The 26,445-nt window shown below is 61.4% G+C and carries 22 protein-coding genes and 1 pseudogene; 14 read left to right on the forward strand and 9 right to left on the reverse strand.

The genetic code is table 11. From position 1 onward, the window contains the following. The first annotated feature begins 25 nt into the window (after positions 1 to 25). Both ACZ5IL_RS11545 and ACZ5IL_RS11550 read left to right on the forward strand, forming a co-directional pair. Entirely contained in the window at positions 26 to 1,705 is a 1,680-nt protein-coding gene (locus tag ACZ5IL_RS11545; protein WP_464591520.1) for a glutamine--tRNA ligase/YqeY domain fusion protein, read from the forward strand. Between the two features lie 86 nt (positions 1,706 to 1,791). Then, on the forward strand, positions 1,792 to 4,083 hold the full coding sequence (locus ACZ5IL_RS11550; protein ID WP_464591524.1) for a ComEC/Rec2 family competence protein: 2,292 nt from the start codon (positions 1,792 to 1,794) through the stop codon (positions 4,081 to 4,083). 40 nt (positions 4,084 to 4,123) lie between these two features. On the opposite strand, the gene lexA is transcribed toward ACZ5IL_RS11550, so the two are convergent. The 5 genes from lexA to ACZ5IL_RS11575 all read right to left on the reverse strand — a co-directional run bounded on the left by lexA (position 4,124) and on the right by ACZ5IL_RS11575 (position 8,223). After that, positions 4,124 to 4,831, reverse strand: coding sequence for a transcriptional repressor LexA (gene lexA / locus ACZ5IL_RS11555; RefSeq protein ID WP_309772712.1), 708 nt, complete (start codon positions 4,829 to 4,831; stop codon positions 4,124 to 4,126). 163 nt (positions 4,832 to 4,994) lie between these two features. Next, positions 4,995 to 6,209 (reverse strand): molybdopterin molybdotransferase MoeA, encoded by a 1,215-nt coding sequence (locus ACZ5IL_RS11560; protein WP_464591526.1) that lies wholly within the window; start codon positions 6,207 to 6,209, stop codon positions 4,995 to 4,997. A 222-nt stretch (positions 6,210 to 6,431) separates the two neighbouring features. Further along, the gene (gene moaC, locus ACZ5IL_RS11565) at positions 6,432 to 6,962 is read right to left on the reverse strand and encodes a cyclic pyranopterin monophosphate synthase MoaC (protein WP_464591528.1); all 531 of its coding nucleotides are present in this window, start codon (positions 6,960 to 6,962) and stop codon (positions 6,432 to 6,434) included. Positions 6,963 to 7,039: 77 nt separating this feature from the next. Beyond that, positions 7,040 to 7,981, reverse strand: coding sequence for an HlyD family secretion protein (locus tag ACZ5IL_RS11570; RefSeq protein WP_464591530.1), 942 nt, complete (start codon positions 7,979 to 7,981; stop codon positions 7,040 to 7,042). Beyond that, positions 7,978 to 8,223 carry a DUF3302 domain-containing protein gene (locus ACZ5IL_RS11575; protein WP_464591532.1) on the reverse strand — a complete coding sequence of 82 codons (246 nt, stop codon included), beginning with the start codon at positions 8,221 to 8,223 and terminating at the stop codon, positions 7,978 to 7,980. The genes ACZ5IL_RS11570 and ACZ5IL_RS11575 overlap by 4 nt, the downstream gene beginning before the upstream one ends. Positions 8,224 to 8,575: 352 nt before the next feature. Here ACZ5IL_RS11575 and ACZ5IL_RS11580 point away from each other — a divergent pair. The 9 genes and pseudogenes from ACZ5IL_RS11580 to ACZ5IL_RS11620 form a co-directional block, all read left to right on the forward strand. Next, positions 8,576 to 8,728 (forward strand): annotated as a pseudogene (locus ACZ5IL_RS11580) (SUMF1/EgtB/PvdO family nonheme iron enzyme); the annotation flags it as partial. A 139-nt stretch (positions 8,729 to 8,867) separates the two neighbouring features. Then, the gene (locus tag ACZ5IL_RS11585) at positions 8,868 to 10,517 is read left to right on the forward strand and encodes an arylsulfatase (RefSeq protein WP_464591534.1); all 1,650 of its coding nucleotides are present in this window, start codon (positions 8,868 to 8,870) and stop codon (positions 10,515 to 10,517) included. 75 nt (positions 10,518 to 10,592) lie between these two features. Next, positions 10,593 to 11,627 carry an AAA family ATPase gene (locus tag ACZ5IL_RS11590; RefSeq protein ID WP_464591536.1) on the forward strand — a complete coding sequence of 345 codons (1,035 nt, stop codon included), beginning with the start codon at positions 10,593 to 10,595 and terminating at the stop codon, positions 11,625 to 11,627. Between the two features lie 10 nt (positions 11,628 to 11,637). Beyond that, a complete protein-coding gene (locus ACZ5IL_RS11595; protein WP_464591538.1) occupies positions 11,638 to 12,627 on the forward strand; it encodes a DUF58 domain-containing protein in 990 nt (329 codons plus the stop codon). After that, positions 12,620 to 13,099, forward strand: a complete 480-nt coding sequence (locus ACZ5IL_RS11600; protein WP_464591540.1) for a DUF4381 domain-containing protein — start codon at positions 12,620 to 12,622, stop codon at positions 13,097 to 13,099. Before ACZ5IL_RS11595 ends, ACZ5IL_RS11600 begins: the two co-directional genes overlap by 8 nt. Beyond that, positions 13,092 to 14,084 (forward strand): vWA domain-containing protein, encoded by a 993-nt coding sequence (locus ACZ5IL_RS11605; protein WP_464591542.1) that lies wholly within the window; start codon positions 13,092 to 13,094, stop codon positions 14,082 to 14,084. The genes ACZ5IL_RS11600 and ACZ5IL_RS11605 overlap by 8 nt, the downstream gene beginning before the upstream one ends. Beyond that, positions 14,077 to 15,612, forward strand: coding sequence for a VWA domain-containing protein (locus ACZ5IL_RS11610; RefSeq protein WP_464591544.1), 1,536 nt, complete (start codon positions 14,077 to 14,079; stop codon positions 15,610 to 15,612). Before ACZ5IL_RS11605 ends, ACZ5IL_RS11610 begins: the two co-directional genes overlap by 8 nt. Then, a complete protein-coding gene (locus ACZ5IL_RS11615; protein WP_464591546.1) occupies positions 15,609 to 16,997 on the forward strand; it encodes a BatD family protein in 1,389 nt (462 codons plus the stop codon). The genes ACZ5IL_RS11610 and ACZ5IL_RS11615 overlap by 4 nt, the downstream gene beginning before the upstream one ends. Before the next feature lie 85 nt (positions 16,998 to 17,082). Beyond that, positions 17,083 to 18,741 (forward strand): arylsulfatase, encoded by a 1,659-nt coding sequence (locus ACZ5IL_RS11620; protein ID WP_464591548.1) that lies wholly within the window; start codon positions 17,083 to 17,085, stop codon positions 18,739 to 18,741. 62 nt (positions 18,742 to 18,803) lie between these two features. On the opposite strand, the gene trpC is transcribed toward ACZ5IL_RS11620, so the two are convergent. From trpC to ACZ5IL_RS11635, 3 genes are read right to left on the reverse strand one after another with little or no spacing between them, the layout of a single operon-like run. Then, positions 18,804 to 19,613: an indole-3-glycerol phosphate synthase TrpC gene (gene trpC / locus ACZ5IL_RS11625; protein WP_464591550.1), complete on the reverse strand. Its 810-nt coding sequence runs from the start codon at positions 19,611 to 19,613 to the stop codon at positions 18,804 to 18,806. A gap of 10 nt (positions 19,614 to 19,623) precedes the next feature. Continuing rightward, on the reverse strand, positions 19,624 to 20,637 hold the full coding sequence (gene trpD, locus ACZ5IL_RS11630; RefSeq protein WP_464591552.1) for an anthranilate phosphoribosyltransferase: 1,014 nt from the start codon (positions 20,635 to 20,637) through the stop codon (positions 19,624 to 19,626). Between the two features lie 37 nt (positions 20,638 to 20,674). Next, on the reverse strand, positions 20,675 to 22,582 hold the full coding sequence (locus ACZ5IL_RS11635; protein WP_464591554.1) for a peptidylprolyl isomerase: 1,908 nt from the start codon (positions 22,580 to 22,582) through the stop codon (positions 20,675 to 20,677). Between the two features lie 254 nt (positions 22,583 to 22,836). On the opposite strand from ACZ5IL_RS11635, the gene tpiA reads away from it, so the two are divergent. From tpiA to ACZ5IL_RS11650, 3 genes are all read left to right on the forward strand, one after another. Continuing rightward, a complete protein-coding gene (gene tpiA, locus ACZ5IL_RS11640; RefSeq protein WP_464591556.1) occupies positions 22,837 to 23,589 on the forward strand; it encodes a triose-phosphate isomerase in 753 nt (250 codons plus the stop codon). A gap of 199 nt (positions 23,590 to 23,788) precedes the next feature. Beyond that, a complete protein-coding gene (secG, locus tag ACZ5IL_RS11645; protein WP_079446991.1) occupies positions 23,789 to 24,178 on the forward strand; it encodes a preprotein translocase subunit SecG in 390 nt (129 codons plus the stop codon). A gap of 165 nt (positions 24,179 to 24,343) precedes the next feature. Further along, positions 24,344 to 25,975, forward strand: coding sequence for a CTP synthase (locus tag ACZ5IL_RS11650; protein ID WP_425904695.1), 1,632 nt, complete (start codon positions 24,344 to 24,346; stop codon positions 25,973 to 25,975). Between the two features lie 107 nt (positions 25,976 to 26,082). Here the strand turns inward: ACZ5IL_RS11650 and ACZ5IL_RS11655 are convergent, their stop codons facing one another. Further along, positions 26,083 to 26,439 (reverse strand): PAAR domain-containing protein, encoded by a 357-nt coding sequence (locus tag ACZ5IL_RS11655; protein ID WP_464591559.1) that lies wholly within the window; start codon positions 26,437 to 26,439, stop codon positions 26,083 to 26,085. Between the last annotated feature and the right edge of the window lie 6 nt (positions 26,440 to 26,445).

Here is a 26,445-nt window from a genome sequence, read left to right on the forward strand (position 1 = left end):
ATAGGCCCGGAGTGAAAGGCACACAATGACCGACGAATCGACTGCGGAAGCGGGCCGGGATTTCATACGCGATATCGTGGCCGCTGACCTTGCGTCCGGAAAGCACAAGAGCATAGTCACCCGGTTTCCGCCGGAGCCGAATGGCTATTTACATCTTGGGCACGCCAAATCGATCTGCCTGAATTTCGGCATTGCCGAGGATTTCGGCGGACTTTGCCATCTCCGCTTCGACGACACCAATCCGACCAAGGAGGAGCAGGAATACATCGACGCGATCCAGCGCGACGTCCGCTGGTTGGGCTTCAATTGGGGAACACACCTTTATTATACCTCGGACTATTTCGAACAGCTCTACGCCTGGGCGCAGCACCTCATTCGCGCAGGAAAGGCCTATGTCGACGATCAGACACAGGAGGAGATCCGCCAGGCTCGCGGTACGCTGACCGAACCTGGCAGACACAGCCCGTTCCGCGACCGGCCGATTGATGAGAATCTTGACCTGTTTGCGCGGATGCGGGCCGGAGAATTTCCCAATGGCGCGCGGGTACTGCGTGCGAAAATCGACATGGCGTCCGGCAACATCAACCTGCGCGATCCCGTGCTCTACCGGATTCTACACGCCCATCATCCGCGCACGGGAAACGCGTGGAACATCTATCCGAGCTACGATTTCGCCCATGGGCAGTCCGACTCGATCGAACACATCACGCATTCCGTCTGCACGCTGGAGTTCGAAGATCACCGGCCACTCTATGACTGGTTTCTCGACAATCTTCCGGTGCCGTCGCGACCGCATCAGTACGAATTCGCACGGCTCAACGTCACGTATACGCTTTTGTCGAAGCGGGTGCTGACCGAACTGGTTCGCGGCGGTCACATTGCGGGCTGGGACGATCCTCGCATGCCCACCCTTGCGGGCCTTCAGCGGCGCGGTGTGCCGGCTGAGGCGCTGCGAGAGTTCATCAAGAGGATTGGCGTTGCGAAAGCGAACAGTACCGTCGATGTCGGAATGTTCGATTTCGCCGTTCGAGAGGCTCTCAACAGGAACGCGCCGCGTCGCATGGCCGTCTTGCGTCCACTCAAGGTCGTTATCGAGAATTATCCGGAAGGCCAGAGTGAGGAGCTTGAGGCCGTGAACCATCCCGATGATCCCTCGCAGGGCACCCGATGGATGCGGTTTGGGCGCGAGATTTATATCGAGCAGGAAGACTTCATGGAAAACCCGCCGAAGAAGTTCTTTCGCTTGTCGCCGGGCAAGGAAGTGCGGCTGCGATATGCGTATTTCATCACATGCCGCGATGTGGTGAAGAACTCCGCGGGTGAAGTGCTCGAACTCCGCTGTACCTACGATCCTGCGACCAAAGGTGGCAATGCGCCTGACGGACGAAAGGTGAAGGCCACAATGCATTGGGTGAACGCGGCGGACGCCGTGCCGGCCGAGGTCAGACTTTACGGTCATCTGTTCGATACCGAGCAGCCCGACGCGGCGAACTTCGTATCCCAACTCAATCCGCAATCGCTTCAAACTCTGTCCGGCTGCATGGTTGAGCCCGCTCTCGCCCGAGAGGATGACGGAGGTTCAGTGCAGTTTGAACGACAGGGCTATTTCTGCCGAGATAAGGATTCGTCTCCCGGCAACCTTGTGTTCAACCGGACGGTCGGCCTGCGCGACACCTGGGCCAAGGTCGCGGCGACCGGCTCCTGATTTCGCCGGTATTCCGTATCCGTTCCACTGTTCGCCGTGCAGTCTCTTCCGCTAGCATCGCCGCGAGGGCGTGAAGGGGCAGCCGGATGGCGGAGCGGGGCAGGGCCCGCGATCGAAGGGGAGGGTACGCAGGAACGTGGCCGACGCGGCAAGCCGTCGCTGCTCCTTCGCAAACGCCTTCGGGCACCTTACTGGCAATGGTGGCGCGGCTGCGAGCCTGGGTTGGCGCGGAATTGGCAGCCGGCCAACTCTTGCCGTGGGTACCGGTGGCATTTGGCACAGGTATTGCGATCTATTTTTCGGCCGATCACGAGCCCGTTGTCTGGGTTGTCTCCGCGACCGCCGTAGCTCTGTTTGTGGTGGCGCTGCTCTTGCGCCGGCATCGGATGTTTGCCGCCGCTGTCATGGTTGCGGCGGTCGCTGCAGGATTTGCCGTCGCCACGATCAAGACGGCACAGGTTTCCCACGTCGTCCTGATGCGGCCGATATACGCGCCCTTGCTCCAGGGCTTCGTCGAAACCAGCGAGGTGCGGGAGCGGACCGATAGATTTGTTCTACGCGTCGTTCGGATGGACAATCGGCGGTCGCACGTCAAGCTCGATCGCGTACGGCTGTCGGTCAGGAAGGGCGCCGCGCCCGCCGTTGGGAGCTTCGTGGAGTTGAAAGCGCGGTTGCAGCCGCCGCTTACGCCTGTACGGCCAGGAAGCTACGACTTCGCCCGCGATATGTATTTTCATGGCATTGGCGCGTCCGGCTTCGTCATGGGCGCCATCAAGACCGTGAGCTCTCCGCATGGTGGTGGGCTCGCGTTGCGCTATGCCGCGCTGATGCAGGAGTTGCGCGACGCCATCGACGCCCGCATCCGTCTTGTTCTCAGCGACGACTCGCGGGCCATTGCCACCGCGCTCCTGACCGGACGGCGCGACGCCATCACGACGCCGGTTAATGAGGCGATGTTCATTTCGGGATTGGGCCATGTCCTTTCGATTTCCGGCTATCACATGGCCGTCGTCGCTGGCGTGGTCTTCTTCGCGGTGCGTGCGCTGTTGGCGCTGGTTCCAGCGTTGACGGCGACGTTCCCGATTAAGAAGTGGTCGGCGGCGGCGGCGTTCGTGGCAGCCGCTTTTTATCTTCTGCTGTCGGGCGCCGAGGTCGCGACCCAACGCTCGTTCTTTATGACGGCGGTGGTACTGATTGCGATCACGGTGGACAGGCGCGCCATCACGTTTCGCACACTCGCGGTCGCGGCGATGATCGTGCTTGCGATTGCGCCGGAGTCGTTGATTCACCCGAGCTTTCAAATGTCGTTCGCGGCGACGCTCGGGCTGGTGGCGCTGGTTCAGGTCGGCATGCCGAAGATGCTTGCAACCCCCGATCACTCGCCGACGGCGAGGGCCGCTCTGTGGGGTGGACGCGAAATCGCTATGCTGGCGCTGGCGTCACTCGTGGCCGGACTCGCGACCACGCCGTATGTCGCGTTCCATTTCCATCGGGTGACGCCATACGGCATGGTTGCGAACCTGCTGGCGATGCCGGTGATCTCGGCGCTGGTGATGCCGGCCGGGCTTCTCGGACTTGCGGCCATGCCGTTTGGCTTCGACGGCGTGTTCTGGCGGCTGATGGACTTTGGCATCGAATGGATGGTCGCTGTGGCTCAATGGGTAGCGGCGCTTCCGGGCGCCGTCGGTCATACGGCTGCATTTGGAACGGGACCGCTGCTCGCGGCGACCGCGGGCATCATTCTGCTCGGATTGTTGAGAACGCCGCTGCGCTGGAGCGGCGCAGCTGTGGTCGGGTTGGCGATCGTGTGGTCACTTGCGGTGACGCCGCCGGATATCCTGATCTCCGCCGAAGGTCGCAATGTCGCCGTGAGGGGCGGGGACGGCAGGCTGCGTCTCATCAGCACGAGTAAGGACTCTTTCACCGTCAAGGAATGGCTTGCCGCCGACGGGGATGGGCGTGGGTCTGCCGACCCTACACTGGCGGAGGGCGCCTCATGTGACGATGAGGGCTGCGTGGTCAAGGTGAGTGGAGGTGGACTTGTCGCGCTGACGCGGCGTCCGGAGGCGATACAGGATGATTGCGCTCGGGCGGAGCTCATGGTGACGCCGTGGCAGGCTCCGGAGGGGTGCCTTGCGCAGGTGATCGATCAAAACAGGCTACGGCGTGAAGGCGCTCTTGCCCTGTGGCGAACCCCAAGTGCTTCAAGATCTGGTGCTTCAAGATCTGGCTTTGCTGTTGATGCCGCACGTCCTGTCGGCGTCGATCGTCCCTGGTCATCCGCTGCCGTCGATGAACAGTCAGCACAGCTGCAATCAAAACCGGAGCCCCCGGCCGACGCCACGCCGGCGCCCGAGGATCTCCAGCCGGACGATTGAACGGCTCGTCCACGGTCGGAGCCTTTCGCTCCTGATGAAATCAGTACTTGCGGTAAATGCCGATCAGTCTGCCCTGGATCTGGACCCGGTTGGGCGGAAGTATGCGAACTTCGTAAGCCGTGTTCGCCGGCTCCAGCGCGATCGAAGCGCCGCGACGGCGGAAGCGTTTCAACGTCGCTTCCTCGTCGTCGATCAGGGCAACGACGATGTCGCCGGTATCAGCGGTCTGGTTCCGCTGGATCAACGCAAGATCGCCATCGAGAATTCCGGCATCGACCATGGAATCGCCGCGCACCTCAAGCGCGTAGTGTTCGCCGGTACCAAGCATGTCGGGCGGCACGCTGACGGTGTGGCTGCAGGTCTGCAACGCTTCGATCGGCGTGCCGGCTGCAATCCGTCCCATCACCGGAACGGCGACCGGACGTTCCGCATCGTCGACGACAGCGCCGCCGCTGCTGCGGCGGACTTTGCCCAGATTGCCTTCGATGACGCTCGGTGTGAAACCGCGACGGCCGCCGCCGCCGCTGGCGGCGAGTTCGGGCAGTTTGATGACTTCGATGGCGCGGGCGCGGTTGGGTAGACGGCGGATGAATCCTCGTTCTTCCAGCGCGGTAATCAGGCGATGGATGCCGGACTTCGAGCGCAGGTCGAGCGCGTCCTTCATTTCATCGAACGAGGGCGGCACGCCGGATTCTTTCAGCCGTTCGTTGATAAAACGCAGGAGTTCATACTGTTTGCGCGTGAGCATCCCGACCCAGTCCCTGGTTGATGGGGTTCTTGCCAACTAGGGGACATCGGGGCTGCAGCCCTTATAACCCCGCGGCACGAACCTCGAAACAAATCATGAACATACACTATATGTTCGATATGTGTTCCGCAACCCTTTAATTTAAGGTCAACAAAGCGACGTTTTATGACAGCGAAAGCTTAATGATGGCACAGGGCTCGCCTTTGCTTGCGGCCGGCGCAAATGGCGTGCGGATTACGAGAGCCTCTGCCGCAGCGAGTTTTCCCATCAGCGAGCTGTCCTGATGCCCGATCGGCGTCGCCACCGGCAAGCCGTCCGTCGAGGGCGTGAGCCGGGCGCGCAGATAATCCTGCCTGGCTTGATTGGCGCTAACATCGCTTCCGAGCAGCGCCGGTTCAATGCAGTGGTGCACATCTTCACGCCCCGATAGCGCACGAATCAGCGGCACCATGAACAGAAACGCGCAGATGTAGGACGAGACGGGATTGCCGGGGAGGCCGATCACCCGCATCGGGCCTAGACGTCCGTGCATCATCGGCTTGCCCGGCCGCAGTGCGATCCGCCAGAACGCCATCTCCACGCCTTCCGCCTCCAGCGCACGCTTGACGAAGTCATGGTCGCCGACCGACGCGCCGCCGGTCGTAACCAGAATGTCGGCGCCGCTCTCGCGGGCGCGGCGGATCGCGGCGGTTGTGGCGTCCATGGTGTCGGCGGCGATACCCAGGTCGATCGCCTCGGCGCCTTCGCCTCGGGCGAGTGCGCGAAGCGCGTAGCCGTTGGACAGGATGATCTGGCCCGGACCGGGCGTCGCGCCCGGCAAAACCAGTTCGTCGCCCGTGGCGAGCATCGCTATTGTGGGACGGCGATGCACCGGCAGGTCTGGATAGTTCATGCCGGCAGCAAGGGAAAGATGGCGATCGGTGAGATGGCTGCTGGCCCGGATCAGGACGTCGCCCTCACGAAAGTCCACGCCGGCAGGACGAATGTTCTTTCCGGGAGCAGTGGCCTCCTTGACGATAACGTGGTTGCCGTCGCGTTCGGTGTCTTCCTGGATCACGACTGTATCGGCGCTGTCCGGCACTACGCCGCCGGTGAAAATCCGTAAGGCCTCGCCGGTTTGCAGCGCGCGCTCGAGCGGTCGTCCCGCGGCGATCTCACCGATCACCTGTAGCCGCGCTGGAATTGTCGCAATGTCCGCTGCGCGCACCGCATAGCCGTCCATCGCCGACATTGCGACCGGCGGCTGAGTCCGGCGCGAGGGGAGGTCGCGCGCCAACACCCGGCGATGCGCGGCTTCGAGAGCCACGGGTTCCTCCGGGAGCGGTTCGACTCCGGCAAGAACAGCCGCAAGGGCGTCGGCGACCGTCATCAGGGGCATGACCATTCTCCTAGAGCATTTTCCGGCCGTGCGATCAGCCGTAAGAAAATCCCCTCAATCAATAACTTGCGTGTATTCCGATCGCAAAACCGGTATCCATTTGCGGAATACGCGCTAGGCGTAATGCGCCTAGCGGGCGCGTCAAACATCTACCGAACTCGCGGCTCGCATACAACGGTACCAAGAGCCAAAATGCCGCTTACCGACCCGTTCGCGCGGCGGCTATGGTTCTGAGGGGGTATCCGTCACGAGATAATGGCCGGACTTGCCGCCCTTTTTCTCGACGAGGTGAATGCCCTCGATCCGGACGCCGCGTTCCACGGCCTTGATCATGTCGTAGATCGTCAGGCAGGCGACGGAGACCGCCGTGAGGGCTTCCATCTCCACTCCGGTCGGGCCGGAGACTTTGACGCTTGCGCGGACGCGGCAGCCCGGAATTTTCTTGTCGGCCTCGATATCGAGCGTGACCTTCGACAGCGCCAGTGGATGGCAGAGTGGGATCAAATCCGAAGTGCGCTTGGCCGCCATGATGCCGGCAATGCGCGCGGTGCCAAGCACGTCGCCCTTCTTGGCATTGCCGCTTTCAATCAAGTCGAGCGTCGCCTTGGTCATGACGACCTGACCCTCGGCGACGGCGACACGCTCGGTTGCGGGCTTTGCCGAGACATCGACCATCCGCGCTTCGCCTTTGACGTCGATGTGGGTGAGGGCGGGTTTGTGTTTCCCGGCGGTCTTGTTTTTCTTGTCTGCCATATCAATCAAATCCTGAGCTGGTATCGTCCCCCTCTCACAAGGGGAGAGGCTAGACGCCTGCGTGAGTTTCGCGATGCCTAGAACGGCAATATGTAGTTCATAATCGCCGTTTGTCGCAGCAGAACTTTGCGAATGATATGGGCTGGCTTTACGCGATCAGTGAAGATGGCGGCTGTGCCGGTGGTGCCGGCGGGAAGGCTCGCTGCAAGCCTAGCGTCATCAAGCTTAACGCGCACGACGAAGGGAGCCGCTTCAATCTGCTTTGGCTGGACGGCGAGGCCCGATGTTTGTACCTGGCCGGTGGCGATCGCCTGAAGGACGCTTTCGACCCTTGCGGGGAAAATTTGGCCCGGCAGAAACTTGAACGTAACTTCGACCTCCTGTCCGGGCGCTACATATCGCGCGTCATTTTGTGCCAGTTCGACACCGACTAGAGTGTCGGATGTGTCTATGAATGCCATTACCGGAGCCAGCGGTAGATTCGCCACGCGCGCGCCTTTCCGCAGCGCAACATTGGTTACATAACCATCGGTCGGCGCGCGAATGGTCGTTTTGTCGAGATTCCACTGGGCTCCCTCTAGTTGTCCTCTCAGTTGATCAACCTCGGATTGCCGTTGCTCAACGTCGAAGTGGCGTCCCGCGGCACGCTCATACAACTGCGTCATCTGTGACAGTCGCAGTTGAGCGAATTTTAGCTGCGCCGTCAGCGCGTCAACGGTCGCGCGGTAGGGCGTCGGATCAATTTTGAAAAGTATGTCGCCAGCCTTTAGCGCCGTGTTGGCTTGAACCGGCACCTCGGACACTTCACCCGCTACATTGGAGACGATTTGAACAGAATTGCGCACGACTAGGGCCGGGCCCTGCGGTGCGCCCCATCCCATTGGGATAAAGAGCCCGACCAGGAGCAGCAACAACACGATGACAGGTGAAACTTTCCAAAAAAGATTGAAGGAAACGATCTTTAGCTTCACCAGGATGAAGAGGATGACGAGATAGACGTTGAGCAGAACAACGATCACGACACCACCTCTGTCCTGCGCGGCGCGGGGACATCGACATAGGCCCAGATCAGGGCGACCGGCCACAGGGCGAAGCCAAGGAAGAGCGTAATCCAGCCAGCCACCGTCACGGCCTGGACCCAGGGATGATTGCGACGCTTGGCGATCATGCCCGGCAGCATCGCCATGAAGATGACGACGAATGCGGTGCTGGCGACGAGGACAATGAGGACGATCCAGGCGAAATAATCGAGAGCGCTCATCGGTCGGCTACCTCGCAACTAGCCAGGCGGTGCAATTTGCTGCCCGCCCTTTTACGTGGCGAGGACGACTATACGCACGTTCTGCCTTGTCTCCAACTATGCGCGTAGCCGTCGCTAATAAGGTTTGATGTTCGTCGGCCGGACAAACGAAAATCCATACCAGCCGCAGCATTGTTTGCGAGAGGTATGGACGGCTGGCGGTTCTGAGGATTTAATGTTGTTCCGGATACTGAAGGTTCTAATTTTAGACGCCCGTTACAAAAATGCGCTGATGCCCCGTTAATGTCAGTGGGTGTGGTCCGTGCTGAATGTGAGCAATATCGCGCTTCGCAATGTGGTTCCTGACAACCGCATGATCCTAATTTCCGGCGGCACCTTCCGCATGGGATCGGACAGGCATTATCCGAAAGAGGCCGCGCACCGGGTTACCGTCGGCACTTTTTGGATGGACCGTGCTCTGGTCACCAATCAGCACTTCAGAGAGCTTGTGAGGGCGACCGGTCACAAAGGGCGGTTGGGAGGTGTCTGCTGATTATCGTTTAGTTAGCAAGATGGTGAGTGTGGAAGTAGCGCGTCAATCGATTGGTCGGCCGTATTGCCGGCTGGTTGAAAAGTTCATCCGAAGGTACTCAAGAGAGGACAAGATGAGCAAGGACCATCAGAACACGTCGAAGATTGGCACTCTGGATCGTCGCAAACTCTTGCTCGCCAGCACGTCGCTCGCAGCGGCGGCGCTCGGCGCTACTGCGTCCACGCACCTCGCTCAGGCGCAGGCGCAGCGGCATCCCGCGGCGCCGGTGGCCGGCCGCAAGCCGAACATCCTCGTGATCTTCGGCGACGACATCGGCGTTCCACAGATCAGCGCCTATACCATGGGCATGATGGGCTATCGCACACCGAACATCGACCGCATTGCGAATGAAGGCGCGATCTTTACCGATGCTTATGGACAGCAAAGCTGCACCGCAGGACGAGCCTCGTTCATTCTCGGACAGGAGCCGTTCCGCACCGGCCTTTTGACTATCGGCATGCCGGGCGACCCGCACGGCATTCAGGACTGGATGCCGACCATTGCCGACGTTATGAAGACGCAAGGTTATGCGACCGGCCAGTTCGGCAAGAACCATCTCGGCGACCGTGACGAGCACTTGCCGACCAAGCACGGATTCGACGAGTTCTTCGGAAATCTCTACCACCTCAACGCCGAAGAGGAGCCGGAGGGCTACTTCTATCCGAAGGATGCTGAATTCCGGAAAAAGTACGGTCCCCGTGGCGTCATTAAATCTTCGGCGGACGGCAAGATCGAGGACACTGGCCCGCTGAACGTCGCGCGCATGCCGACGGTGGACGAGGAGTTCCTGGGCGCTGCCAAGGATTTCATCGGCCGTCAGGCGCGCGCCAACCGGCCGTTCTTCGTGTGGTTCAATTCAACGCGCATGCACGTCTTCACCCATCTTAAAAAGGAGTCTCTGGGCAAGACCGGCAAAGGCATTCATGCCGACGGCATGGTCGAGCATGACGGGATGGTGGGAGAACTGCTCAAGCAACTCGACGACCTCGGCATCGCCGACAACACCATCGTGCTCTACACGACCGACAACGGCGCCGAAATTGCGCTGTGGCCGGATGGCGCGATGACGCCGTTCAAGAGCGAGAAAGGCACGACATGGGAAGGCGGCATGCGCATTCCGATGATGGTTCGCTGGCCTGGCGTTGTGAAGCCAGGCACGCAAATCAACGAGCCCATTTCGTTGATCGACTGGATGCCGACGCTCGCTGCAGCAGCGGGTATTCCCGATCTCAAGGAGCGTATGAAGACCGGCTTCCAATCCGGCAACAAGACCTTCAAGGTTCATCTCGACGGCTACAATTTCCTGCCGTTCCTCAAAGGAGAAACGAAGGCGCCGCCACGCGACACGATCTACTACTTCGACCAAGGCGGCAACCTGAATGCGATCCGTTGGAATGATTGGAAGCTGAGCTTCGCGACAGCGAAAGGTAACATCGCGACAGGCGTTCGCGAGACATCAGCATGGGCGTTAATCACCAACCTGCGAATGGATCCCTACGAGAGAGGGCTTGAAGAGGGAGGTGGCGCCATCGAATTCCTCGCGCGCAACATCTGGCTGCTCGTACCTATTCAGGGGAAGGTCAAGGAGTTCTTCAGCGACTTCGATCAGTATCCGTACCAGACAGGCAACTCACTCAATGCAGGTGGCATCAACTATGCGTTGCTACGCCAGCAGGACGCGATGAAGCGGCTCAAAGATCTGGAGAGTATTAAGACACGCTGAGGGCCGAAATGTCACATGCTGGCCGGGCAGTGATGCCGGCCAGCATGCACGTTACTTATCGAAGGGAACAAACCGATGGCTGATGCGAGCGTAGCGAGCCCTCCCAGCGGGGCGGCGCCCGTAAAAGTGGGCTCATCCGCTGCCCGTGACGCCATCCTCGATCTGAAGGTGCGCATCGGCAAATCCGTCCTCGGCCAAGATCACCTGATCGAGAGCATGTTGATCGGGTTACTCGGCAACGGCAATCTTTTGATAGAGAGCCTGCCGGGCCTCGCAAAGACGCGCGGGGTGAAGTCCCTGGCCAAGAATCTCGCTGCGGATCTGTCGCGTGTGCAGTTCACGCCGGACCTGCTCCCGTCCGATATCACCGGCGCGGAGATTTACGCGCAGACCGACAAGGGCGGGCAGTTCCAGTTTCAGAAGGGACCGATCTTCGCCAACCTCGTGCTGGCCGACGAGATCAACCGAGCGCCTGCCAAGGTGCAGTCGGCGCTTCTCGAAGCGATGGAGGAGCGGCAGGTCACCGTCGCCGGCAAGACCTACAAGATGCCTGAGCTGTTCATGGTACTCGCGACCGAGAACCCGATTGAGCAGGAAGGCACCTATCCGCTGCCGGAAGCGCAGCTCGACCGGTTCTTGATGCACGTCGTCATCACCTATCCCGACGAGGACGTCGAGGGCGCGATCATCAAGCTCAATCGCGAGGAAGTCGCCCAAGCGTCAAAGGAAAAAGCGGCGGAGCCTGCCGCGGTGCCGCAGCAGGCAGTCTTCGACGCGCGGCGCGAGATCGACGGTGTTTTCGTGTCGGATGCTGCGCAGCGCTACATGGTCGACATCATCTTCGCCACGCGGTTTCCGTCGCGCTACAAGGAGCCGCTCAGCAAATGGATTCAGGTCGGCGCGAGTCCGCGGGGGAGCCTTGCGCTCGACCGCTGCGCACGGGTGCGCGCGTGGCTCGACGGCCAATCGTTTGTGACTCCCGATCATATCCGAGCGGTGATGCACGACTGCCTGCGGCACCGGCTGATCCTCACCTACGAGGCTTTATCCGAAGGCGTCACCGCCGATCAGGCCATCGACAAAATCGCGTCGCTGGTGGCGCCGGTGTGAGGAGCATGCGATGCCGGAAGCGAGCGCAGCGGCGGTTCCCGGCGTCTATGTCGATCTCGGCGAGTTGATCGCGCTGGAGCAACGAGGCCGCCGGGTCTCGTTTCTTCCTCGTCAACCGGTCCACAGCCTGTTGTCGGGCCGATACGCCTCGCGAATGCGTGGGCGAGGGCTCAACTTCGAGGAGATCAGAGACTATCGTCCCGGCGACGACGTGCGCTCGATCGACTGGAAGGTGACGGCGCGTTTACAGCAGCCCCACGTTCGCGTGTTTAACGAAGAGCGCGACCGCCAAGGCTTGCTCGTGGTCGACCAGCGGCTATCAATGTTCTTCGGTAGCCGCTTCGCCATGAAGTCAGTAACGGCCGCACAGGCTGCGGCGTTGGCCGCCTGGCGAATTCTCGCGGCGGGTGACCGCATTGGCGGCATCATTTTCAATGACTCGGACATTGCCGAGGTGCGGCCGCAGCGAAGCCGCCGGAACGTACTCGAACTGCTAGGGCATATCGTTGGGCAGAACCAGGCGCTCGGCGTCGGGCGCGGCCTTTCGGGCGCACCGACAATGATCAACCGTGCGCTCGACCGAGCGCGGCGGCTCGCGATGCATGACTCGACCGTCATTGTCATCAGTGACTTCGATGGTGCCGACGACGCGACCAAGCGTTTGGTCGGCGGCATGGCGCAGCACAACAGCGTGGTCGCGTTGCTGGTCCACGATCCGCTGCAAAGCGATCTGCCCTCATCGGCGCGCATGACTGTCACCGACGGCGAATTGCAAATCATGCTGGAGGTCGGCCGTGAAAGTGTACGCAAAGGCATTCAGGAGGCGACTGATGCACGGTTACGTAACGTGTTCGCGTGGACGCGCGAGATCGGCGTGCCGGTGTTGCCTCTGAGCGCCGCAGAGAAAACCGCCCCTCAACTGCGCCGCCTGATGGGCCGTTTGCCGGGCGGCGGCGGGCGAGGCGGAAATCCACCATCTCCGGAGGCGAGCCTTGGCTAGTTCTCCACAACCCGATCCAGTCGCCGGTTTGATCGACATTCCGTTGCCGCCGGCGATCAGTCTTTTGCCTCAGACATGGCCGTTGCGGATTGCGCTGGCGGTTGCCGCGGCCGGTTTTCTCTTTGGTCTGTGGCGGTTGACCTACTGGTGGTATCGCAACCGCTATCGTCGAGCGGCGCTGACCGAACTTGCGGCTATCGAACGCAAGTGGAATCCGGAGAATCCCGCTGGCACGTCCATCGCTTTGGCGTCGCTGATCCGCCGCACTGCGCTGGCTGCTTTTCCGCGGGGACAGGTCGCATCGCTGGCTGGCCAGGCATGGCTGACGTTTCTCGACCGAACCGCTAACACGCGAGACTTTTCCGAGGGTGTGGGGCGAGTGCTGGCGCGCGAAGCCTATCAGCCGATCGCCGACGATCCCCGCGCGCTTTTCGGTATTATCCGGCACTGGATCAAGGCGCACCATGCTTGAATTTGCCTGGCCTTGGGCCTTCGCCCTTTTGCCGCTGCCGTTGTTGGTCTGGTGGCTGTTGCCGCCTTATCGGGAGCGCCGCGCATCGGTCCAGATTCCGTTTTTCGCCCGTGTCGCCGAGGCGACCGGGCAGAAGCCGCAGCCAGGCGCGGTGATCTTGCGGCGCTTACCCCTGCAGATGATCGTTGCCGTCATCATTTGGCTGTTGATGATTTCCGCACTGGCGCGCCCTCAATGGGTCGGCGATCCGATCACGCATAAAATCGCGGCGCGTGACATGATGTTGGCGATCGATATCTCCGGCTCGATGAGCCAGCCCGACTTCAAGGCGCCCGACCAGAAGATGCTGCAGCGGCTCGATGGCGTGAAGCAGGTCGTTCACGACTTTATCGCCCGCCGTAAAGGCGATCGCATTGGCTTGATCTTGTTCGGCACGCGCGCCTTTTTGCAGGCGCCATTCACGCAGGATCTGCAGACTGTCCAGATGCTGTTAGATCAGACCGCAGTCGCCATGGCGGGCGAGCAGACGGCCATCGGCGACGCCATCGGCTTGGCGATCAAGACATTCGATACGAACAAAACGAAGCAGCGCATGCTGATCCTGCTCACCGACGGCAACGATACGGCAAGCCGGGTGCCGCCTGTGCATGCCGCTGAGATCGCCCAGCAGCGCGGGCTCACGATCTACACGATCGGCGTCGGAGATACTGAAGCCTCCGGCGAAAACCGCGTCGACCTCCCGGCGCTCCGCGAAGTGGCGAGCACGACGGGCGGACAGTTTTTCCGCGCCGAGAACGGCGAGCAGCTCGAAGCGATCTATGCCGACATCGACAAGCTTGCGCCGGTAAAGGTGCAAACCGAGAGCTGGAGGCCGAAGCTGCCGCTGTTCCAGTGGCCGCTCGGTGCAGCCGTGGTGCTTGGTCTCGGACTTTGGACGATATTGCTGCTGCGCGGCCTGACTTTCGGAGCGCCTAGCGATGTTTGAGCAGGCCATCGAGGCATTTCATTTCCTTCGGCCGTGGTGGCTGCTCGCGCTCGTGCCAACCGGGCTAATCCTAGCGCTTATCTCACGGCGAGACAGTGTCGATTTGCAATGGCGAGGCGTCATTGCACCCAGCCTGCTGAAGCACATGATCGTTACGCCGCAGCGGCGGTGGCATATCAAACCCTCCTATCTTGTCGCGCTGGCGCTGGGACTAGGCGCCGTCGCGCTTGCCGGGCCGACGTGGCGGCGCGAGTTGCCGCTCTTTGTCGAGGACAAAGCGCCATTGATGATCGCGCTGGATGTCTCTGCATCGATGGGGCAGTCCGACGTAGCTCCGATGCGGCTGGAGCGTGCCAAGCAGAAGATCCTCGACATGCTTGCCGCGCGAGGCAGCGCCCGCACGGGCCTCATCGCCTACGCCGGCAGCGCGCATCTCGTCATGCCCCTGACCGATGATCGCCGCGTCATCGAGCCGTTTCTGGCGGCGCTGACGCCCGGCTTGATGCCGGTGCAGGGTAAAAACCCAGTCGCGGCTCTCGCACTTGCCGCAACGTCTCTTCAAGGCGAACCGGTCGCGGGGACTGTTCTCTTGGTGGCCGATGGCGTCGGAACCACGGATGCAAGCGAACTGCGAAAGGGCGCAGGTCGTAACGGCGTGGTGATGCTTAGCGTCAGGCCGCCGCAGGACACCGCCAGTATCCCAGTCGACAACGTTGATGTCACCGTCGACAAGTCGGACATCCAAGCTTTGGAACGCCGTATCGACACTCAATTCGAGAGCGCCCAGGCGGAAGAAAGTGGAACGCGCTGGCGTGACGAGGGATTCTGGCTGCTCTGGCCGATAGCGCTGCTCGGTGCGCTCTGGTTTCGCCGGGGCATGACGGTGCAATGGGTCTTGGTGTTGTTCCTGCTATATGGGCACCCAGCCAAGGCGCAACCCGCCGAAGCGCCGTCAGGCTTCGCGAGCCTTTGGCTGACACCGGATCAGCAAGGACGCATGGCCTTCGACCGCGGCGACTATGCGAGCGCGGCAAAACTATTCACCGATCCGATGTGGCGTGGAATCGCCGCCTATCGCGCCTATGATTTCCTGGCTGCCGCGGAGGCCTTCCGGAAGGTCGAGACGGTCGAAGGCCGTTTCGCACTCGGCAATGCCGAGGCGCAAAACCATGCTTACGAGAAGGCGATCAAAGCCTACGACGACGTATTGGCGCAGCAGCCAGACAACATCGCGGCAAAGACTAACCTCGCCATCGTCAGGAAGGCTTTTGAAGATGCCGAGGAAAAACGGCGCAAGGATGAGCAACAAGACGCCGCGCCGCCTGATCTCAAGCCCGATGAAACCAAGGTCGACGAAAAGCAGAAGGGTGGCAAACGCATAAAAGTTGCACCGAACGACATGACGACGGCTGGCGCTGCCGACGCCTGGATGCGTCAGGTGCAGACGACGCCGGCGGATTTCCTCAAGCTGAAGTTCGCCATACAGGCGAACAGCGGCTCAACGCCGGGCGGGAGTTCGCCGCAATGAGAACACTGGCCGCATTCGCGCTGTTTGCACTGTCTGTCGCGGGCGCAGATGCGCAACAAACTGTGGCTACTGAGCCGTTCGTGCGCGCCAAGCTCGATCCCGCGACGGTCGTCGTCGGCCAGAGCGCGACGCTGACCCTCGATGTTCTGGTGCCCAACTACATGACAAAGCCGCCGGTGCTGCCGGCATTCCAGATCCGCAATGTCGTCACGCATGACGGGTCGACGGTCAACATATCGGAACAGGTAGACGGTGTGAGCTTTGCCGGAGTGCGGTACGAATTCCTGCTCTATCCGCAAGAGCCGGGCGCTTACGTCATTTCGGAGCGGTCGATAACAGTTACTTACGCGGCCGGCCCGCCAGAGTCGCGCGAGGCGGTTGTGCGCATTCCGTCTTTGTCGTTCCAGGCAGTCATTCCCGATGCGGCGCAGGCGCTCGATCCATTCGTCTCCGCCCAACGGCTTGTTGTTCACCAAGAGATCAAGCCGTCGTCAGATCATCTCAAGGTCGGCGACTCCGTTGTCCGCACCGTCACGATCGAAGCCGACAGCACGCCGGCGATGCTGTTGCCGCCTCTGCCTCTTGTCCGCTCGCCGGGAGCCGAAGCTTATCCGGCACAACCAGAGTTCCAGGATAAGTACGATTCCCGAACCGGGGTGCTTGTCTCGCGCCGTATCGATCAGGTCACGCATATGCTGCAACAAGCGGGTCAATTCAGTTTGCCGGCAATCGACATTGGATGGTGGAATGTCGGCGCAGGCAAAGTGGAGACGGCGCACCTAGACGCGATGTCATACGACGTCGTTGCTAATCCGGCCACGCAAGGGACAATTTCCGACGGAGCCCGCGCGCGATGGAATTGGTCCGCCGTTCGCAACGGTATTGCCGAGCACTGGCTGCTGGCAGCGCTGATTGCAATCGCATTTGCCGTGATCGCCTGGTTCGCGCCGGTCGCGGCAAGATCGATCACGGCAGCGTATCGGCAGCGGCGGAAGATCTATCTGCAATCTGAAGCCTGGTCGTTCCGTCGCCTTCGCCGCGTAGCAGGCAGCGGCGATGCTCGTACGGTGTACTTTGCAATGCTTGACTGGCTGCAACGGTTCGAACCCGTTGCGTCAGATCGCACGATCAAGGCTTTTAAGGCCGCAGCGGCCGATCCCGTGCTCGACTCCGAAATCGGATCGATCGAACAGCAATTGTTCGCGTCGCACCGCAACGCCGGTGAATGGTCGTCATGCCGCTTGCTGTGGCGGGTTGGGGCCGCGCGCCGCAAATTACGCAGGCAAGCGGCCAGTCACGGCGCGAAACGGCAGTTACCTCAACACATCAATCCGATGGGTATTCCGGAATCGTCAACCGAGAGTTGGCGCAAGCCGGCCAGATAATAGGAGCACTCACAACCTCACAAACTCGAACGCCGAGCTTTTCTCATCCGATCACCATTCCATTTCACACGTTAGGGAGTGTCAAATGAGCGAGGAAGAAAAGAATAAGGGTCATGTTGCTGGCCCTAACACGTCAACCTTCAATCGCCGCGCCGTGCTGCTTGGCTCGTCCTCGCTGGTCGCCGCCGCGGCACTGACATCGGAAGCCATGGCGCAGGCACACAGGACGAAGCCGACGTCTCCGTCAAACGGGGCTGCCGGTGGCAAGAAACCAAACATCCTGTTCATCATGGGCGACGACATCGGCTGGTTCAATGTCAGCGCCTACAACATGGGCATTATGGGCTATCGCACGCCCAACATCGACCGGATCGGCAAGGAAGGCGCCATTTTCACCGATTGGTATGGCCAGCAGAGCTGCACCGCCGGGCGCGCTGCCTTCATTACGGGACAGACGCCGGTTCGTACCGGTCTCACCAAGGTTGGCCTGCCCGGCGCCACGCTCGGTCTCGGGCCGCTCGATCCCAGCGTCGCCGACGTTCTCAAAACATACGGTTATGCCACCGGCCAATTCGGCAAGAACCACGTCGGCGACCGCGACGAGCATCTGCCGACCGCGCACGGCTTCGATGAGTTTTTCGGCAACCTCTATCACCTCAATGCGGAGGAAGAGCCGGAGAACCCCGACTACCCCAAGAGTCCGGAGTTTCGGAAAAAATTCGCCCCGCGCGGCGTCATCAAGTCGACCGCCGATGGAAAGATCGAGAATACCGGCCCGCTCAACACCAAGCGCATGGAGACGATCGACCAGGAGTTTCTTGACGCCGCCAAGGACTTCATCAACCGGCAGCACAAGGCCGACAAACCGTGGTTCTGCTATTTCAACTCGACGCGGATGCACATCTTCACGCATCTGAAGGCGGCGTCGCAGGGCAAGACCGGCCTCGGCATCTATCCAGACGGGATGGTCGAGCACGACGGCATGGTTGGCGAATTGCTGAAGCTCGTCGACGACCTCGGCATCGCGAACGACACCATCATCGTCTACACCACCGACAATGGCGCGGAGGTCTTTACTTGGCCCGATGGCGGCACCACGCCGTTCAAAGGCGAGAAGGCGACGAACTGGGAAGGTGGCTTCCGTGTACCATGCCTGATCAAGTGGCCTGGCGTGATCCAGCCGGGCAGGGTTATCAACGACGTCTGCGCGCACGAGGATTTCATCCCGACTTTCGCGGCGGCCAACGGCGACACCGACCTGGTCGAGCGGACGAAGAAGGGCACCACGCTCAACGGCAAGCAGTTCAAGGTCCATTTCGACGGCTTCAACCTGCTGCCATTCCTCAAAGGCGAGGTGAAAGAATCGCCGCGGACCGAGTTCCTGTACTGGAGCGACGACGGAGACTTGATGGCGCTCCGAGTCAAGGAATGGAAAATCGCCTTCCTGGAGCAACACACTGAGGTGAGCCCCGAGAATCCGGTTGGCGTTTGGCAGGGTCAATTCACTAAATTGCGCGCGCCCATGCTCTACAACCTGCGTTCCGATCCGTTCGAGCGTGGACCCACCAGCATGTACTACGGCGATTGGCTGGCGCGGCATGTTTTTATTCAGGTGCCGGCGCAGGGCATCGTCGCAAGATATATCGAGAGCTTCAAGGAGTTTCCGCCACGCGCCAAAGCGGCAAGTTTCACCGTCGGCGACGTGATGGAGAAGCTGACAACAGGTAGTCCGGGCAAGAACTGATCGGCGTAACGGTTGGCGACGGACCGCGATACCGCGGTCCGCCGCGGGTATGCATGCCCCGCCTACGGCCGCGCTGATCTGTCATGCTTGAGCAGCGTGCGGGTTGCGGCGGTGACGTCGGCTTGCCGCATCAGACTTTCACCGACGAGGAAGGTTGAGATACCAACCCGTTCGAGCCGCGCGAGGTCGTCCGGCGTGAAGATACCGCTTTCTCCCACCATCAGCCGATCTTTCGGAATGTGAGGCGCCAACGCTTCGCTGGTTTCGAGCATCGTCTCAAACGTGCGCAGATTGCGATTGTTGACGCCGATCATCGGCGAACGCAGCTTGAGCGCACGATCCAACTCCTCGCGGTTATGAATTTCGAGCAGCACATCCATGCCGAGATCGATCGCGGCCGCCTCGATGTCTTTCGCTGCAGCATCGTCAAGCGCGGCCATGATGATCAGGATGCAGTCCGCTCCATGCGCTCGCGCCTCGACAACCTGATAGGTGTCGAACATGAAATCCTTGCGCAGCACCGGCAGCGACGTTGCGGCGCGGGCGGCGACCATGAAGTCGAGATGGCCCTGAAATGATGGCGCATCGGTGAGAACGGAGAGGCAAGCGGCACCGCCGGACTCATAGGCGCGGGCGAGGGAAGGCGGATCGAAGTCGGCGCGGATCAAGCCCTTCGAGGGCGAGGCCTTCTTGACCTCGGCGATCAGGGCATATTCTCCCTTGGAGAGCTTGCTGCGGATGGCTTGGACGAAGCCGCGCGGCGGCGAAGCGGCTTTTGCGGCGGCCGTGACGTCACTGAGAGGACGTGCGCGCTTTGCGCTCGCAATCTCCTCGCGCTTGTAGGTTTCGATTCTGATCAGGATATCGGCCACGCCACCGTCCTCACCCGTTGGAAACCGCAATCAGCTGCTTCAGCTTGTTCATGGCGCCTCCGCCGTCGAGCGATTTCGTGCCGAGCGCGACGCCCTCCTTCAAGGTCTTCGCCTTGCCCGCCACGATCAGGGCCGCCGCCGCGTTGAGCAGGGCGACATCGCGGAAGGCGCCGGGCTTGCCTTCAAGCACGTTGCGCAAGGCTGCCGCGTTCGCCTCGGCGTCGCCGCCTTTCAGCGCATCGCCACCCGCGCGGGGCAATCCCGCGTCCTCCGGCGTCACCTCGAACGAGCGGATATTGCCGTTTTCGAGCGCGGCGACAAATGTCGGGCCGGTGAGGGTGATCTCATCCAAGCCGTCCGAGCCGTGAACGACCCATACCGATTCGGAACCGAGGTTCTTCAGCACCTGCGCCAGCGGTTGCACCCATTGCCGCGAGAACACGCCAACCATCTGCCGCCTGACGCCGGCGGGATTGGACAGTGGCCCCAGCAGATTGAAGATGGTGCGGGTTGCGAGTTCGACGCGTGTCGGGCCGACATTCTTCATCGCGGGATGGTGCGATGGCGCGAACATGAAGCCGATGCCGGCCTCGTTGACGCAGCGGCCCACTTGTTCAGGGGTGAGGTCGATCTTGATACCGAGCGCAGCGAGGCAGTCGGCAGCTCCGGATTTAGAGGATAGCGCGCGGTTGCCGTGCTTGGCGACGGGCACGCCCGCACCTGCGACGATGAACGATGCGCAGGTTGAGACATTTACTGAGCCTGAGCCGTCGCCACCGGTGCCGACCACATCGACCGCGTTCGCGGGCGCTTTGACGCGCAGCATCTTCGATCGCATCGCCGAGACCGCCCCGGTGATTTCGTCGACGGTTTCGCCGCGCACGCGCAGCGCCATCAAAATCCCGCCCATTTGCGAGGGCGTTGCTTCGCCGGACATCATACGGTCGAACGCGGACGCAGCTTCCTCACGCGTCAGAGTCGCGCCGGTAGCGACTTTTCCAATGAGAGCCTTGAGATCGTCCATCGGATGCTTTCGGAATACGGGAGCGCGTCGGTCCCCGTCAGAAGTTGCTGGCGCCGATGATTTGCGCCACTGCTGCCTGGTTGATCGTGGTGCCGATCTCGCCTTCGAGCTTGACGATGTACTGGCCCACATACTCATCCGATAGGCTGCGCTGGATGCCCTCACGCAGCTTCTTCATCTCATCGGAGGCAAGATCGAGCGGTGGCACTGTCACGTCGGTAACGCGGAAAACGATCCATTCCTCGTGACCCGCGCCCGGAGCCTGGCCGGCTCCGCCTTTGACGACGCGGAATGCTGCGGCGACCACGGCGGCGGGCAATTCGGCCGTTGTGGCGTCCCGTTTGATAGCACTCGCGCTTTCGACCTTGAGACCGAGGCCGGCTGCCTCGTCCGCGAGCTTGCCGCCCTGGCCGAGCTTGCTGACCATGTCCGTGGCCTTGGTCAGCAGACGGCCGCTGATCTGTTCGGCGCGCCACCCCGCCTCGACCTTGTCCCGGACCTCGTCGAGGGTGCGGTCGCGTGAGGGTGTGACGCCGAGAACGTCAAACCAGACGAAGCCGTTATTACCGAGTTGCAGCGTTTCGTTGTCGACGCCGACATCGCTGGCGAAGGCTTGCGCGATCAGGTCGGCTCCCTGCGGAAGTCCTGTAACGGGTTTGCCGTCCGGTGCGCGTCCGGAGCGGTCGACGGCCTCGATGGTGACCGCGGTCAGCCCAAGCTTCTTGGCGGCCTCGATGACGGTCGCGCCGCCGCCGCGCTCGTCCTCCATCTTATTGTGGAGGTTGTTGATCTCGGAGCGCCCGCGTTCAACCGCGACATCGTGCTTCAGTTTTTCGGCAACGCTTTCGTACGTCGGCTGATTTCCTGGCTCGATGCGGCCGACCTTGATCAGTGCGACGCCGAATTTGCCCTGGATCGGCTGACTGATCTCGTCGGTCTTCATCGCAAACCCTGCGTTGGCGATGGCGGGATCAACGACCTCGGATCTCGGGATCGTACCAAGATCGATGTCGGACGCTGCAAGGCCGCGCGCTTTGGCGATATCGTCGAATGACGCGCCGCTGGTGATCTTCTCCCGTGCGGCCTGAGCGTCTGTAATGTTGGGGAACATGATCTGCCGGAGTTGCCGCCGTTCGGGCGTGGACAGCTTGTTCTTGCGCTCCTCATAAACCTTTCTGGCGTCGTCGTCGGACACCGCCGTCCATTTGGCGACCTCCTCGGGCGTCAACGTCACCAACGCGATCTTGCGATATTCCGGCGCGCGGAACTGCACCTTGTGGGCGTTGAAATAACCGGACAATTGGTCCGCCGTGGGAGGATCGATGCTTCCAGCCTGCGCCGCGCCGAGCTTGACGTAATCGATGGTCCGTTGCTCGTTCTGGAAGCGGTTCAGCGCCTCCAGCAACTTCGTTGAAGGTTCGACTCCCGCCGTCACCGTTCCGGCGATCTGGCGGCGCAGCGTCGTATGCCGCTGCTCGGCGACATAGCGTTGCTCGGTGTACCCCAGCTGTCGGATCAGGCCGGCGAAGCGCGCCGGATCGAAGGCGTCATGAGCCCCCTTGAAGTTGGGATCGGTCATGATCTGGCGGCTGATTTCCTTATCCGAAACTGCGAGGCCCTTGCGCCGGGCGTCCTCATCGAGCGCAGCTTCCGCGATCACTTGCTGCAAAATCTGACGGTCGAGGCCGAGGGCCCTGACCTGATCGGGAGGCAGCGCGCGGCCGAACTGGCGTGCGATCTGTTGCAGACGGTCGGTGTAGATTTGCCGAAACTGCTCGGTCGAAATCTCGGTGTTGCCGACCGTAGCCAGCGACGACTGGCCGAAGCCGTGAAAGATATCCGCGATGCCCCAGATGCCGAAGGCGACGATCAACAAGCCCATCACGATCGTCATGATGGCCTTGCCGAGCCAGTTTGATGAGGCGTTGCGTATTCCTCGAAGCATGAGTCCGTCTTTTGTAGGAGGGAAGCGGGTCGCACCTGAGCGGAAGCCGCGCGAGGGCGTCACCGAGTTGATAACGCATCATAAAGTGGCAAGCGCGCCGTCGCAACCTCAGTGGAACGCCTCGACCATAAGCCGCACCGGGTACCGGAGACTGGCCCCGGCCGATAACCTCTGCTAGCAAGGTCCGCCAACTTCGGCGTCGGATCGCCGGTATACCGAGGTGGCGCAACGTCAAAATCATCCATGAGAGATCCATGACCGGGCTGCGACCGCTGATTGCTGGAAACTGGAAGATGAACGGCCTCAAGGCTTCGGCCAGCGAGCTCGGCCAGATGATCGCAGGCGCGGACGGCCCCGCGCAAAAAGCCGATCTGCTGATCTGTCCGCCGGCGACGCTGGTATTGGCGTTTGTGGGTGCGGTCCAGGGCTCACCGGTGCGGATCGGCGGGCAGGATTGTCATCCCAAACCCTCCGGTGCTCATACGGGCGATATTTCCGCCGAGATGCTGGCGGATGCGGGTGCCACCGCCGTCATCGTCGGCCATTCCGAGCGTCGCGCCGATCATGCAGAGACCGACGCTCTCGTGAGGCAAAAAACCGAAGCCGCCTGGCGGGCGGGGCTGATCGCCATCGTCTGCGTCGGCGAAACCCAGGACCAACGTGATGCCGGTCAGACCCTTGAGGTGGTCGGACAACAGCTTGCGGGTTCGCTGCCGGACGGCGCGACTGCCGCCAATCTCGTCGTGGCCTACGAGCCGGTATGGGCGATCGGCACCGGACGCACGCCGACATCGGAAGATGTTCAAGAGGTCCATAGATTTATCCGCGAACAGCTCGCGGAACGGTTTAGCGTGGAGGGGGCGAAAGCTCGTATCCTCTATGGCGGATCGGTGAAGCCGTCGAACGCTGCGGAGTTGTTGGCGGTTCCGAATGTAAACGGGGCCTTGATCGGCGGCGCCAGCCTCAAGGCGGCAGATTTCCTTGGGATCGCCCAAGCCGTTGCCTGACCGTTCATCTCGCGGGGCCCAGTGACCCTGCGGGGGTGACAACGTCGCGCCTGATCGTGTAGATACCGCCGAGTGTGGCGGTTCAGAAGTTCGCTTTGAGTGTCAGCGAGTCCGTCAGGCGAACTTCTCAAGCCCCGCAAGCAAGCCCCGCAAGATCGTGACTCCGGCTGGCGGGTGCGCGCTGTGATGGAAGGCCAAGATGCAGACCGTAGTTATCGTAATCCACCTGATCATCGTTTCGGTACTGACCATCATCGTGCTGCTGCAAAAGTCCGAAGGCGGCGGCCTCGGCATGGGCGGCGGCGCCGGATTTATGTCAAGCCGGGGCACCGCGAATCTGCTGACGCGCACTACGGCCTTCCTTGCGGCTGGCTTTTTCGTGACCAGCCTGTTCCTGTCATGGCTTGCGGGCGTCCATCAAAATCCGGGTTCGATCCTGGATGGAGCCCCAGCGTCGCAGTCCCAGCCGGCAGGAGGCGCGACCCCGGTAACTCCGCCCTCCGGCGGCGGTCTCCTCGATTCGCTGAAACAATCGGACCAGCCGGCCCCGCCGGCACCCGCCGGTCCGCAAGCGCCGCGTTCGCAATAAAGCGGGGTATTGATGCAGAACCGGGATTGCCGCTCTGCATCAAAAGCCTTAGCCAAGAGACTGCAATCATTTGAGTTTTTAAGTCATCCATAGCCGATCCGATTTCGGCTGACGGCTGGGATTGGTTTTGGCGAATCGTCTCGGGAGCCTTAAAGGTTGAGACCCATGGCGCGGTATATTTTCATCACCGGCGGCGTGGTTTCCTCGCTCGGAAAAGGTCTGGCTTCGGCAGCGCTCGGCGCGCTGTTGCAGGCGCGTGGCTACAAGGTTCGCCTTCGCAAACTCGACCCCTACCTCAACCTCGATCCGGGAACGATGTCGCCCTACCAGCACGGCGAAGTGTTCGTGACTGATGACGGTGCTGAGACCGATCTCGATCTCGGTCATTACGAGCGCTTTACCGGGCGCCCCGCGACCAAGCAGGACAACATCACCACCGGCCGCATCTATCAGGACATCCTGACCAAGGAGCGCCGCGGCGACTATCTTGGGGCTACGATCCAAGTGGTTCCCCACGTCACCAACGCCATCAAGCATTTCATCCTCGACGGCAATGATGGCTATGACTTCGTGCTGTGTGAGATTGGCGGCACGGTGGGTGACATTGAGGGGCTACCGTTCTTCGAGGCGATCCGGCAGATCAAGAACGATCTCCCGCGCGGTGCTGCGATTTACGTTCACCTGACGCTGTTGCCGTTCATCCCGAGCGCCGGCGAGTTGAAGACCAAGCCTACGCAGCATTCGGTGAAGGAATTGCGGTCTATCGGCATCCAGCCCGATATCCTGCTGTGCCGCACCGACCGGGAAATCCCCAAGGAGGAGCGCCGGAAGCTCGGATTGTTCTGCAATGTCCGGGAAAGCGCCGTGATCGAGGCGCGCGATGCAGATAACATCTATGCCGTGCCGGAAGTCTATCACGCCGCAGGCCTCGACGACGAGGTTCTGGCGGCGTTTGGAATCGAGCCGGCCGCGCCTCCGGCGCTGCAAGGCTGGCATGAGATCAACGAGCGCATCCGCAATCCGGAAGGAGCAGTGACGATTGCGATTGTCGGCAAGTACACTGGTATGAAGGACGCCTACAAATCGCTGATCGAGGCGCTGTCCCATGGCGGTATCGCCAACAAGGTGAAAGTCAATCTCGACTGGATCGAGAGCGAAGTGTTCGAAAACGAAGATGCCGCACCATTCCTCGGACATGTCGATGGCATTCTGGTGCCGGGCGGTTTCGGCCAGCGCGGCGCCGAGGGCAAGATCAAGGCGGCGCGGTTCGCTCGCGAAAGGCGTGTACCGTATTTCGGCATCTGCTTTGGGATGCAGATGGCCGTGATCGAGGCGGCCCGCAACCTGGTTGGAATTGCAGACGCTAACTCGACCGAATTCGGCCCGACCAGCGAGCCGCTGGTCGGGCTGATGACCGAATGGCTCCGTGGCAACGAACTGGAGAAGCGCGCGAAGGCTGGAGATCTCGGCGGCACCATGCGGCTTGGCGCCTATCCGGCGGCGCTTAGGCGCGGCAGTCGCGTTTCAGGAATCTACGGCGGGGCGCTGGAGGTTTCCGAGCGGCACCGCCATCGCTACGAAGTCAACACTGCCTACAAGGACCGCCTGGAGCACCACGGACTGCGGTTCTCGGGCCTCTCGCCTGACGGTGTGCTGCCGGAGATCGTCGAGTACGAAGATCATCCCTGGTTCATCGGTGTGCAATACCATCCCGAACTGAAATCGCGGCCGTTCGAGCCGCACCCGCTATTCGCCTCGTTCATCCAGGCAGCGGTGGTGCAGAGCCGGCTGGTGTAGCTAGAACATTTCCGCTTCCGACCAAATTAGAAGCGACGCTCTAGATTGTTGTTTTGACGCGTTTTCTTCACGCGAACCGGTGCCCACTTCGCTCGAAAACGCTATGGCTATTTCGCACACCCGGACGTTTGGTCGCCCTGACGCGCCATCGGCTTGCCGTTGATGAATACGCCATGGCCGCTAGAAGTGACCGAGCCGCCGCATCCGGTTCGGTCGCCGGTCACCGTTGCGGGTTTGCCGTTGATGAAGACGTTAGGCGATCCCTCGATCAACGCGCCGCCGGTCGTAGAGTCGCCCTGACGTGCGGCGGGTTTGCCGTTGACCATCACGTCCTGACTTCCGCCGGTCACGACGCCCGGCGATTGCGATGCCGGGCTTGGCGTCTGGCTCCGCGCCGGTCCCAGTTGAGCCGCACCGATAAAAGCATATGCAGAGGCGGTAAAAACAATAAGGGGCAGTCGCATTAGGCC

The sequence above is a fragment of the Nitrobacter sp. CN101 genome (genome assembly GCF_055390255.1).